This is a genomic window from Caulobacter sp. P4_E5 (assembly GCF_056401555.1).
Genome location: NZ_JBFUJD010000006.1, coordinates 115,434 through 126,196 on the forward strand (window position 1 = coordinate 115,434; position 10,763 = coordinate 126,196).

General features: G+C 67.9%; 11 protein-coding genes. 7 read left to right on the top strand and 4 right to left on the bottom strand.

The annotated features are described in order from the left end of the window. Positions 1–119: 119 nt before the first annotated feature. Positions 120–434 carry an Mpo1-like protein gene (locus AC1DSO_RS03585; RefSeq protein ID WP_477067531.1) on the bottom strand — a complete coding sequence of 105 codons (315 nt, stop codon included), beginning with the start codon at positions 432–434 and terminating at the stop codon, positions 120–122. A 140-nt stretch (positions 435–574) separates the two neighbouring features. Between AC1DSO_RS03585 and AC1DSO_RS03590 the strand changes: the two genes are divergently transcribed. Beyond that, complete coding sequence (locus AC1DSO_RS03590; RefSeq protein ID WP_477067532.1) at positions 575–1,384, top strand: acyl-homoserine-lactone synthase; 810 nt, start codon at positions 575–577, stop codon at positions 1,382–1,384. Between the two features lie 326 nt (positions 1,385–1,710). Beyond that, entirely contained in the window at positions 1,711–2,145 is a 435-nt protein-coding gene (locus AC1DSO_RS03595) for a helix-turn-helix domain-containing protein (protein ID WP_047410011.1), read from the top strand. A 128-nt stretch (positions 2,146–2,273) separates the two neighbouring features. Here AC1DSO_RS03595 and AC1DSO_RS03600 read toward each other — a convergent pair whose 3' ends face one another. Beyond that, complete coding sequence (locus AC1DSO_RS03600; RefSeq protein WP_477067533.1) at positions 2,274–2,627, bottom strand: PilZ domain-containing protein; 354 nt, start codon at positions 2,625–2,627, stop codon at positions 2,274–2,276. 214 nt (positions 2,628–2,841) lie between these two features. Here AC1DSO_RS03600 and AC1DSO_RS03605 point away from each other — a divergent pair, with 214 nt between their 5' ends. Continuing rightward, positions 2,842–3,825, top strand: a complete 984-nt coding sequence (locus tag AC1DSO_RS03605; protein ID WP_477067534.1) for a glucokinase — start codon at positions 2,842–2,844, stop codon at positions 3,823–3,825. A gap of 160 nt (positions 3,826–3,985) precedes the next feature. On the opposite strand, the gene AC1DSO_RS03610 is transcribed toward AC1DSO_RS03605, so the two are convergent. Beyond that, entirely contained in the window at positions 3,986–5,191 is a 1,206-nt protein-coding gene (locus AC1DSO_RS03610; RefSeq protein WP_477067535.1) for a methionine gamma-lyase, read from the bottom strand. Between the two features lie 107 nt (positions 5,192–5,298). Between AC1DSO_RS03610 and AC1DSO_RS03615 the strand changes: the two genes are divergently transcribed. From AC1DSO_RS03615 to AC1DSO_RS03630, 4 genes are all read left to right on the top strand, one after another. Continuing rightward, positions 5,299–5,757, top strand: a complete 459-nt coding sequence (locus tag AC1DSO_RS03615; RefSeq protein ID WP_477067536.1) for an Lrp/AsnC family transcriptional regulator — start codon at positions 5,299–5,301, stop codon at positions 5,755–5,757. Positions 5,758–5,858: 101 nt separating this feature from the next. After that, entirely contained in the window at positions 5,859–7,286 is a 1,428-nt protein-coding gene (locus tag AC1DSO_RS03620; protein ID WP_477067537.1) for a sensor histidine kinase, read from the top strand. Positions 7,287–7,499: 213 nt separating this feature from the next. Beyond that, positions 7,500–8,888: a glycoside hydrolase family 47 protein gene (locus AC1DSO_RS03625; protein ID WP_477067538.1), complete on the top strand. Its 1,389-nt coding sequence runs from the start codon at positions 7,500–7,502 to the stop codon at positions 8,886–8,888. A 258-nt stretch (positions 8,889–9,146) separates the two neighbouring features. Continuing rightward, positions 9,147–10,142 (top strand): glycerophosphodiester phosphodiesterase family protein, encoded by a 996-nt coding sequence (locus tag AC1DSO_RS03630; RefSeq protein WP_477067539.1) that lies wholly within the window; start codon positions 9,147–9,149, stop codon positions 10,140–10,142. Here the strand turns inward: AC1DSO_RS03630 and AC1DSO_RS03635 are convergent. Continuing rightward, a complete protein-coding gene (locus tag AC1DSO_RS03635; protein ID WP_477067540.1) occupies positions 10,075–10,536 on the bottom strand; it encodes a hypothetical protein in 462 nt (153 codons plus the stop codon). The two genes, AC1DSO_RS03630 and AC1DSO_RS03635, sit on opposite strands and share 68 nt — an antisense overlap. Positions 10,537–10,763 lie beyond the last annotated feature (227 nt).

Here is a 10,763-nt window from a genome sequence, read left to right on the forward strand (position 1 = left end):
GAGCGAGAGAAAGTCACGAACAAGAGGCCGTGCGGGCACGCCGTCCGACCTCGTAACCCCTCACCCTCCCATGCTGCGCATGGGCCCCTCCCTCTCTCTATGAGAGAGGGAACTCTAACTCACCACTTCCGCTTCCCCGTCACCACCTCGAACCACAGCCGGAAGTCGCCCATCAGGCTGTAGAGCGGATACTTGAACGTCGCCGGCCGGTTCTTCTCGAACACGAAATGGCCGATCCAGGCGAAGCCGTAGCCGACCAGCGGCGCGGCCACGAAGAACCGCCAGTCGCGCAGCAGGCCCAGGGCCAGGCAGACGATCACCAGGCTCGTGCCCACCACGTGCAGCCGCCGGCTGACCGGATTGACGTGTTCGGTCAGGTAGAACGGATAGAAGGCCGCGAAACCGCGGAAGCGCTCTTCGGTGGCGGTGCTCATGGTCCCGATGCTGATCCTCCGCCGTCGTCCTGGCAAGCATCGCGCGGGCGGATAGAAGCCGCCATAGGCCGTTTGGCCTATCGGCGTTTTCCGAGATCGCGCCTCTTATTCCGGCCGTCCAATCGCCAGCCGGGGCGGCCATGATCCACATCATCACTTCCGAGAATCGTCACCTGTACGGTCCGCAGCTGTGGGCCATGCACGAGGAGCGCCGCCGCCAGTGCGTCGAGAAGAACGGCTGGGTCGACCTCGTCGTGCTGGATGGCGGCGAGGTCGACGACTACGACGACCATCGCGCCATCTACCTGCTGGGGTTCAGCGAGGCGATGGAGGTCGAGGTCGGGCTTCGCCTGAGGCCGACCGACGACCGCTGCATGCTGGCCGACAAGTTCGCCCACCTGATCGCGCCGGGCGAGACGCCGAAGAAGGGCCTCGACGTCTGGGAGGCCACCCGGCTGTTCACCACCGAGGCCTATCGCAAGCGCAAGGGTCCCGGCCGCGGCGAGCGGGTGTTCGAGTGCTGGGCAGCGGCTTTCGAACTGGCCCTGCGCCACGGCGTGAGCCGCTTCGTCGGCATGATCGACATGCAGCTGTATCCCGGCATCCTGAATTCGCCGATCGACACGCGCCTGGTCGGCATCCCCCGCCCCTACGCGTTCGGCGTGGTGGCCGGGTCCGAGATCGCCGTCTCGCGGGACCTGCTGGACCGGGTGCTGGAGGCCCTCGGCCGCGAGGGGCCGATCGGCTACCAGATCGACGCCCTGGACCTGATGGCGTTCGGCGACCTGGCCGCCGTGCAGCGTCAGGTGCGCCGCGCCATGACGCCCCAGCTGGTCGCGGGTCCCGAGCGCGACGAGACCCTGGCGGCCGAGACCCTGTTCCGCCTGCACGACACCAGCGGCCAGGCGCGGCGCATCTGGGACGACCGGGCCCGGCGCCTCCACGCGTGACCTTCAAAGCTGTCATCCCGGACAAGCGCGCAGCGCGCCGATCCGGGACCGCCGGAAGCTCGGAGCCTGTTGCGGTCCCGGCTCTACGCTACGCTTCGGCCGGGATGACAGCTGTTTAGGCCGCCAAAAACCACGCGCGATACTCGCTTGACGAAAGCGGGTCGCGCGTCGGTTGGCGGCGAATCGCCTCTCGGGCGACTAGCCTCCTCGAATCGGGGATGGAAGCTAAACCATCGCGACGTAACGCCGCGCACAGTGGTCCCTTGCTTCCACCAGCGTCACGGTCGTGTCATTTTCCCCGAACAACCGTTGGAGGCGGAAAACACATGAGCGAAGAAACCGAAGGCCGACGCCCCAACCCTGTCGACCTGCATGTCGGCGGCCGGGTTCGGATGCGTCGCAAGCTGCTTGGCGTCAGCCAGGAACAGCTGGCGGACTCCTTGGGCCTGACCTTTCAGCAGGTGCAGAAGTACGAACGCGGCGCCAACCGCGTCAGCGCCTCGAAGCTGTACGAGATCGCCAAGACCTTGCAGGTCCCGGTGTCGTTCTTCTTCGACGGCCTGGCCGATCCGATGAGCGGCGCCGAGGTTGACGACGCCGCCCAGCACGCCGAGCGCGTGGTTCAGGAATTCCTGACCACCCCGGAAGGCCTGGAGCTGGCCGAGGTGTTCCCGCGGATCGGGCGCGGTCGCGTCCGTCGCCAGGTCCTGGACCTGGTGCGCGCGATGGCCGACGAAGCCACGCGCGGCGACGCCGCCTAAGCCCTTCGCGCCCCAAAGGCGCGACCTGAGCTAAGACAAGACCTCGGTCGGCGGGCCGGGGTCTTTGTCGTTTCTGGGGGGTGGATCAGAATCCCTCTCTCTATGAGAGAGGGTTTCATGAGGATTCCCTACCCCGTCGAGGCGTCGGACTGCGACGCCAGCCAGATCCGCTTGGCCATGCCAGCGGCGGCCGGCGCCAGGCCGCGCAGGTCGTAGGTATGGACGATGCGCAGGCCGACTTCGCGATCGCGCTGCCAGGCCACGGTGACGTCGTGGGCCAGGCCGGCGGCCAGGTCGACCAGTTGCACCCGCCCGGGCGGCGCGGCGTTCGACAGCATCTGAATTCGGGCGCCGGCGCTGGATAGATCACGGATCACGCAATCCCAAGCGAAGGCGCCGCACAGGACCTTGCCGGACCTCTGCGTCTGGATGCGGACCGCTGTCCGCCGATCATTGTCCACGCCTGACGCGTACTTCGCCATAAACCGATAAACGCACGGGGCGGTTAATCGGCCGTGCAAATTTAGGATTTATGTAAGCAAGGTTAACGGGATTTCGAACCGACCCGTCTTGCGCGCGTTCGACATGACAACCTTGTCACGACGGGCTTTCTCAGAGAAAGCTTGCGTTTACCGAACGATGTTACCGGTACAACAAATCGTCTGAAGCCGGAAAACCGGCTCGAGAGGAAACGACATGGCGAAGGGATCGGTCCTGCTTGCCGATGTGAATGGGCGCGACCTGGCGGTGGCGATCGTGCGCCCCGGCGATCCGCCGCGCGCTCATCAAGAGCTTTCGTGCGCCTCGCTGCGCGAGCTGGAACAGCATCTGGTAACGGCGATGGCCGGCCACGGCGAGTTGGTCGGCGCGGCGGTGTGCGGCGCGGGCCCGGAGATCGACGGCGCGATCGCAATGACCGCCGGCGACTTCACCCTGACTCAATCCTGGCTGCGCGCGGTGTTGAAGACCCCGCGCGTCGCCCTGCTCAACGACTTCGCCGCCTGCGCCCTGGGCGCGCCGCGCCTGTCGCCCTCGGCCATGACCGTGGTCCATGAGGGCAAGCCGGCCAAGAACGCGCCGATCGCCGTGATCGGTCCCAATCTGGGCCTGGGCGTCGCCGGCCTGTCGCCACACAGGAACGACGGCTGGGTCCCGGTCGTCAGCGAGGGCGGCCACATCGACTTCACCCCCGGCGAGCCGCGCGAGATCCCGGTATTCGCGGCGCTGCAGGCCAAGTACGGCCGGGTCTCGGCCGAGCACTTCCTGTCCCAGGACGGATTGGTCGACATCCATGCGGCCTTGGGCGGCGAAGGGGGCGGCGGCGAAGGCGGCGGCGACGACTTGATCCTGTCGCGCGTACGTGACGGCGACGCGCGGGCGCGCGAGGCCCTGTCGATCTTCAGCGCCCTGCTGGGCGCCTTCGTCGGCGACCTGGCCCTGATGTTCGCGGCTCGTGGCGGGGTCTATATCAACAGCCCGCTGATGGAGCGCATCGACGGCCTGCTGGACCATGCCGCCTTCGCCCGCCGCTTCGCCGACAAGGGCCGGATGAGCGACTACCTGAAGGACATCCCGGTCTATCTGACGGTCGGCCGGTGTACGCTGCTGGGCCTGTCGGGCCTCTTCAGCGCCAGCGACATGAAGTACTCGGCCGAAGAGGTGAAGTTCTTGGACTGCTGAGGCGGAAAGGGCGCCCTTCCTCCCCATTAGGGGGAGGTGGCGCGATGCGAATACGCATCGTGACGGAGGGGGTCGCGAAGTGTGCGGCGCCAGCGGCTGACCCCCTCCACCGCCGTTCGGCGGTCCCCCTCCCCCTAATAGGGAGGAAGAAACTATCCCCCTAAACCAACGCCGCGATCTTCTCCGGCTCCAGCGCCAGCTCCAGATCCGCCAGGATGTCGGCCACATCCTCCAGGCCCACCGACAGCCGCACCAAGCCCTCGCCGATCCCCGCCGCCGCGCGCTCCTGAAGCGTGTAGGGCGAGTGGGTCATGCTGGCCGGGTGCTGGATCAGGGTCTCGGCGTCGCCCAGTGACACGGCCCGGCGGATCATCGTCAGGCGGTTCATCATCGCCACGCCCGCCGCATGGCCGCCCTTCAGCTCGAAGGCGATCATGCCGCCGCCGCCGGCCATCTGGCGCGCCGCGAGGTCGCGTTGCGGAAAGCTCGGCAGGCCCGGATAGAACACGCGCGCGACCGCCGGATGCGCCTCCAGCCAGCCGGCGACCGCCTGGGCGCTCTGGCCGTGGCGGGCCATGCGCAGGGCCAGCGTCTTCAGGCCGCGCAGCACCAGGAAGGCGGTGAACGGCGACATCACCGCCCCGGTCATGTCCTTGACCCCGACCAGACGCACGCGGGTCATGTCCTCGACGCCGCCGGCGGCGATGCCGCCGACCAGGTCGCCGTGTCCGCCCAGGTACTTGGTGGCCGAGTGGACCACGACGTCCGCGCCCAGGGCCAGGGGCCGGGTCAGCAAGGGCGTCGCATAGGTGTTGTCGACCACCACCTTGGCCCCGGCCTGGTGGGCGACGCGGCTGATCGCGGCGATGTCCACCAGCCGCATGTTCGGATTGGCCGGGGTCTCGAAATAGACGATCCGCGTCCGGTCCGAGATCGCCGCCGCCAGGGCCTCGGGCCGCGTCATGTCCACCTGCCGCACCGTGACGCCGAACCGGGTCAGGCCGTCGCGCAGGAAGGCGAAGGTGCAGCCGTACAGGGTCTGGTCGGTGATGACCTCGTCCCCGGACCGCAGGAAGCTCCACAGGACGGCGGTGATCGCCCCCATGCCCGAGGCCGTGGCCACGGCGGCCTCGGCCCCCTCCAGACTGGCCAGCCGGCGCTCCAGCAGGTCGGTGGTCGGGTTGGAGATCCGCGAATAGAAGTGGCCCTCCCGCGTGCCGGCGAACATCTCGCCGCCGGCCTCGGCGCTCTCGAACGCGAAGGTCGAGGTCAAATGCACCGGCGGCGTCAGCGCCCCGTGTTCGTCGGCGGGATCATAGCCCGCATGGATCGCCCGCGTCGCAAAACCGGTCTTGTCGTCACGCATGTCTCACTCCCTGTCAGGACGAGAATGGCGTGTGGTTCGGCGCAATAGGTTGCGAACTCTGCCAGGATGAGTTCTGATTTTGGCATATTCTGCTCAAGGAGCTGCCAGTGGACGCCAAGGACCGCCAAATCATCCGTGAGCTGCAGAAGGATGGCCGCCTGACCAACCAGGACCTGGCCGAGCGGGTGAACCTCTCGCCGTCGCCCTGCCTGCGCCGGGTCCGCAATCTGGAGGCCGAGGGAGTGATCACCGGTTACACCGCCCTGGTGGACCAGAAGGCCTATGGCCTGCCGATCACCGTCTTCGTCCGCGTACGGCTGGATCGCCACGGCCAGGACCTGATCAGGGGCTTCGAGGACCAGGTCGCGCGGATCGACCAGATCCTGGACTGCTTCCTGCTGGCCGGCGGCGACGACTATCTGTTGCGGGTGATCGTCGACAGCCTTGAGTCGTATGAGGATTTCATGCGCCGCAAGCTGCACGCCATCCCTGGCATCGCCTCGATCGACACCAGTTTCGCCTATGGCGTAGTCAAGCAGACCCGTGTGTTTCCAGTGGCGGGATGACGCACGGCAAAACACTGAAATCTGTGGCAGAAAGCGCCGTGGAAACAGCTCACGCGAAAGTCAGTCGAAGCCTAGCCTTGGGCCGATACGATACAGAGACAATGATCGACGAAGCGCCACCCCAATCGAGCGCCCCAATGGCAGCGTCCCCAAGCGTCACGACCGCGCTCAAGCACGCGCCGCTGGGCATCGCCATCTTCGACAGCCAGATGCGCTACCTGGCGGCCTCGCGGCAGTACCTGACCGATCAGCGCCTGCCCGCCGACCTGCCGCTGATCGGCCGGCGCCACTACGACGTCTTTCCCGAGGTTCCCCAGAAGTGGCGCGACCTGCACGCCCGCGTCATCGCCGAAGGTGTCGAGCTGCGCCACGAGGGCGACCCCTTCATCGACCGCGAGGGCCGCACCGAATGGATCCGCTGGTCCATGGCCCCCTGGCGCACGGATGGCGGCGAGATCGGCGGCCTGGTGCTCTATACCGAGGTGGTCACCGCCAGCGTCCAGGCCCGCCGCCAGCTGGAGGCGGCCGAGACCCGCTATCGCGCCGTCTTCAACCAGGCGGCCATGGGCGTGGCGCGGCTGGCGCCCGATGGAGCGATCCTGGAGGCCAACGACAGCTTCTGCACCATCCTGCGGCAGGATCGCGACGCGCTGCTGGGCCAGCGGATCACGGTCATGGTCCACCCCGACGACCTGGAGGCGGCGCTGGCCCAGGGCCAGGCCCTGCTGGCCGGCGAGATCGAGACCTATTCGGCCGACCGCCGCTTCATCGGCGCGACCCCGGACGAGGTGCTTTGGGCGCACGTGACCGTCTCGCTGGTGCGGCCGGGCGACGAGCCGCCGTACATGGTGGTGATCCTCTCCGACATCGGCCTGCGCAAACAGGCCGAGAACGCTCAGCAACAGCACCAGAGCCAGCTGCGCCTGCTGATCAACGAGCTGAACCACCGCGTGAAGAACACCCTGGCGACCGTCCAGTCGATGGCCGCCCAGACCCTGCGCAACGAGCCCGACCCGATCATCGCCTTCGAGAAGTTCGAGGCGCGGCTGATGGGCCTTTCCGGCGTGCACGACATCCTGACCCGCGAGAGCTGGCACGGGGCCGGGCTGCATGAGGTGGCCCAGCGCGCCCTGCGCCCGTTCGACGAGGCCGGCGCGCGGGTCCATGTCGACGGCCCGCCGGTGCGACTGCAGCCCGGCGGCGCCCTGACCATGGCGCTGATCTTCCACGAGCTGGCCACCAACGCCCTGAAGTATGGCGCCCTGGCCAATGCCGAGGGACGCGTGGCCGTGTCCTGGGCCTATTCGCCCGACACGCGCGCCCTCGACGTCGCCTGGATCGAAACCGGCGGTCCCGCGGTGGCCGAACCCACGCGCAAGGGCTTCGGCTCGCGCCTGATCGAGCGCAGCCTGCGCGGCGAGCTGAAGGGTTCGGCGGCCATGGACTACCGGCCCGAGGGCCTGAACTGCCTGCTGCGGGCGCGCCTGCCAGAGATTCCCGAGGACAATTCGGCCTTGCCACCGGCCTGACAGGAAAATTGATCGGCTCGCCTATGGCGGTTCAGTCAAGGTTGTGTCGTCCTATCTCTGCAAGAGATCCCCGGCGCATCCCACCCGCCGGGCGACTTCGCCGGGCGGGATGTCGTGAATCCCGCCCGGCCACTTTCCCACCCGTACTTTTTGTCGGCTCTCACCCCTCCCCTTTTTCTCGCCCGGGCGCTCGACCGCCGGTAGGCTGAGGGCATGACGCTCGCCCGATTCACGCGCCGCTCCGCCCTCGTCTCCCTGACCGCCGCCAGCCTCGCGCCCGGATGGGCCGCCGCCACGCCGAAAGAGGACTGGAAGGCCCTGGCCGCCGACGTGCGGAGCGAGTTCCAGTGGGCCTGGCGGGGCTATGTCGCCAAGGCCTGGGGCAAGGACGAGATCAATCCGGTCAGCGGCACGTCGCAGTCGTTCTTCGTCGAGGGCCACGACCTGGGGCTGTCGTTGGTCGAGGCGCTGGACACCCTGTGGCTGATGGGCCTGGACGCCGAGTTCCAGGCCGGGGTCGACTGGGTGAAGTCCAACCTGTCGTTCGACGTGAACGGCGAGGCCCAGGTCTTCGAGACCAACATCCGCCTGGTCGGCGGCCTGATCTCGGCCCACCTGGCCTGCGGCGATCCCGTGCTGCTGGCCAAGGCCAAGGACTTGGCCGACCGCCTGCTGAAGGCCTTCGAGGCCTCGTCGCACGGCCTGCCCTGGCGCTACGTCAACCTGAAGACCGGGGCGGTCCGCGATCCGGCGACCAACCTGGCCGAGATCGGCACCTACATCACCGAGTTCGGGGTGCTGAGCCAGCTGACCGGCGACGACCGCTATTTCAAGATCGCCAAGCGAGCCATGAAGCACGCCCTGGACCGCCGCTCGAAGATCGGCCTGATGGCCGCCAACATCGACGCGCGCACCGGCGAATACATCAGCCGCTCGGCCAGCATCGACGTCTATGCCGACAGTTTCTACGAGTACCTGTGGGACGCCTGGGAGCTGTTCGGCGACGAGGACTGCAAGCGCTGGGCCCAGGAGTGCACGGCCGCCCAGCTGGCCCACCAGGCCAAGCGCTATGACGGCCGCCTGTGGTTCCCGATGGTCGATTTCGAGACCGGCGCGGTGCTGAACACCGCCCAGAGCGAGCTGGCCGGCTACTATGCCGGCCTGCTGGCCCAGGTCGGCCACAAGAAGGCGGGCGACGACTACCTGGCCTCGTTCACCGAGCTGCAGGCGACGTTCGGCGTGATCCCGGAGTCGATCGACGTCGCCACCCGCCAACCCCGCCGCAAGGCGACTGGCCTGCGCCCGGAATATCCCGACGCCTGCCTGAACCTCTGGCTGCTGGACCGCGACGAACGCTATCGCCAGCTGGCGGCCATCCACTATCGCCAGATGAAGGCCACCAGCCGCGCGGCCTACGGCTACACGGCGCTGAAGGACATCACCACCAAGCCGATGACCCAGGGCGACAACTGCCCCGGCTACTGGTGGTCCGAGCAGATGAAATACTACTACCTGCTGTTCTCGGACACGCCGCGCATCGATTACGCCAAGCTGCAACTCAGCACCGAGGCCAACGTGCTGCGAGGGTTTCGGAAGGTTTGATCCCAATCCCTCTCCCCTTGCGGGAGAGGGTGGCTGCGGAGCAGTCGGGTGAGGGGTCGCACTCCGCTATCCGACAGGCCTTTCAACCCCTCATCCGTCGACTGCGTCGACACCTTCTCCCGCAAGGGGAGAAGGAGACTTTGGCGCCCCTCCCCTTACGGTGAAGGTTGGTCGGCGCCGTCATCTCAATAGGACCAAACCGCCGTACGCTTGTCGCGTGAATCGGTCATGTGGTGGGGAGGTCGGAGGCCCTAGACCATGCGATGGCTCGCGATCCCGCTCGTCCTGGCGCTCGTCGCCACGGCCGCCCCGGCCCGGGCCGGCGCGTTGCGGGACCGCCTGTACGACCCGGCCGACGGCGTCCTGGTGGTGGCTCACCGCGCCTGTCACCGCCCCGCGCCGACGCGCGGCTTCGAGACCGCGGTTCCCGAGAACTCCCTGGCCGCCCTGGAACGCTGCGTGGCGCTGGGCGTCGACCTCGTGGAGATCGACGTGCGCCGCACCCGCGACGGCGTGCTCGTCGTCATGCACGACGCCAAGGTCGACCGGACAACGGACGGCCAGGGTCGCGTCGCCGATCTCACCCTGGCCCAGGTCCAGGCCCTGAGCCTGACCGATGGCGGCGGCGAGGCGCCGCCCACCCTGGAAGCGCTGCTGAGAGCCGCGCGCGGCCGCATCCTCGTCAATATCGATCTCAAAGGCCCCTATGCCGTCGAGGCCGCCGAGGTCGTCCACCGCGCTGACGCCACCGACTGGGTGCTGTTCAAGGCCAAGGCCGGCCTAGGCGCGCCACCGATCGCCGACCAGCCGCTCTATCGCGACCTGGCCTTCATGCCGATGGTGGCGGGCAAGGCCGCCCGTCGCCCGCGCGGCCTGGGTCAGATCACCGCCCTGCAAGCCTCGGGCGACCACCAGATCCCGGCCGTGGAGATGGTCGCCTTGAAGCGCGAGGGATTCGTGGCCGTCCGCGACGCCGCCCGCGCCGCCCGTATCCGCGTCTGGACCAACACCCTGGCCGAGAAGGGGCTGAGGGGCATGCTCGACCAGTCCGGCGACCATCGGGCCACGCGCGATCCCCACAAGGCCTGGGGCCGACTGATCGACCAGGGCATCAGCATCGTCCAGACCGACCATCCGGCCGTCCTGCTGGACTATCTGGAGCGCCGGGGCCTGCGCGGCCGGGCCTCTATCGCACTCGCAGACGCCGGATCGCCGCCTCCAGCTTCGACCGGCGCGTCGTCCAGGAGTCGCTGAGGGCCGCGGCCTCGGCGTCCAGCGCCCGGCGACGGCGTTCCAGGTCGGCCTCGGCGTCGCGCTGCTCGGCCTCCGCCGCCTCGAGCTCAGCCTCCACGTCGGCCAGCGCCTTCTTCCGCTTCGCCTCGGCGGCGACGTCGGTCTTCTTGATCTTAGGCTTGGGCAGCTTGTCGACAGCGGACTTCAGGCCGCCCTCGGCCCGGCGGATCACCGCTCCGGGCGCGGCCAGGGCGGCCTTGGCGTCGGGCGCGTCGGGCGCTTCGACCGCCACGCCCTCCTTGAACAGATCGCGGTCGGTCTCCCAGGCTTCCAACGCCTTGACGCGCGACGTCGCCGCCACGGTGTAGCGGTGAAAGCCGTCCGACCACGTGAAGACCTTGGGTTGGCGCGTCATGGGGCGAGAACGGGCGGGACGGCGCGGGCGTTGCTTGTCCGTGCCAATAGCGCTATTTTTGTAGCTACACAAATTCAAATATCGCGAATAGCGATCTCTGGATGAATTACAATTTATGAGTTAGTCGTGTCGGAGGAGCGCTTCCGACATGGACATCGAATTCGACGAGGAAAAACGCCTAAGAACGCTCGATCAACGTGGACTAGACTTCGCCCACGCAGCGCGGT

Bases quoted from the DNA above. Each gene is read 5' to 3' on its own strand.
- AC1DSO_RS03585 (WP_477067531.1), bottom strand. From the start codon at position 434: ATGAGCACCGCCACCGAAGAGCGCTTCCGCGGTTTCGCGGCCTTCTAT.
- AC1DSO_RS03590 (WP_477067532.1), top strand. From the start codon at position 575: ATGATCCACATCATCACTTCCGAGAATCGTCACCTGTACGGTCCGCAG.
- AC1DSO_RS03595 (WP_047410011.1), top strand. From the start codon at position 1,711: ATGAGCGAAGAAACCGAAGGCCGACGCCCCAACCCTGTCGACCTGCAT.
- AC1DSO_RS03600 (WP_477067533.1), bottom strand. From the start codon at position 2,627: ATGGCGAAGTACGCGTCAGGCGTGGACAATGATCGGCGGACAGCGGTC.
- AC1DSO_RS03605 (WP_477067534.1), top strand. From the start codon at position 2,842: ATGGCGAAGGGATCGGTCCTGCTTGCCGATGTGAATGGGCGCGACCTG.
- AC1DSO_RS03610 (WP_477067535.1), bottom strand. From the start codon at position 5,191: ATGCGTGACGACAAGACCGGTTTTGCGACGCGGGCGATCCATGCGGGC.
- AC1DSO_RS03620 (WP_477067537.1), top strand. From the start codon at position 5,859: ATGATCGACGAAGCGCCACCCCAATCGAGCGCCCCAATGGCAGCGTCC.
- AC1DSO_RS03625 (WP_477067538.1), top strand. From the start codon at position 7,500: ATGACGCTCGCCCGATTCACGCGCCGCTCCGCCCTCGTCTCCCTGACC.
- AC1DSO_RS03630 (WP_477067539.1), top strand. From the start codon at position 9,147: ATGCGATGGCTCGCGATCCCGCTCGTCCTGGCGCTCGTCGCCACGGCC.
- AC1DSO_RS03635 (WP_477067540.1), bottom strand. From the start codon at position 10,536: ATGACGCGCCAACCCAAGGTCTTCACGTGGTCGGACGGCTTTCACCGC.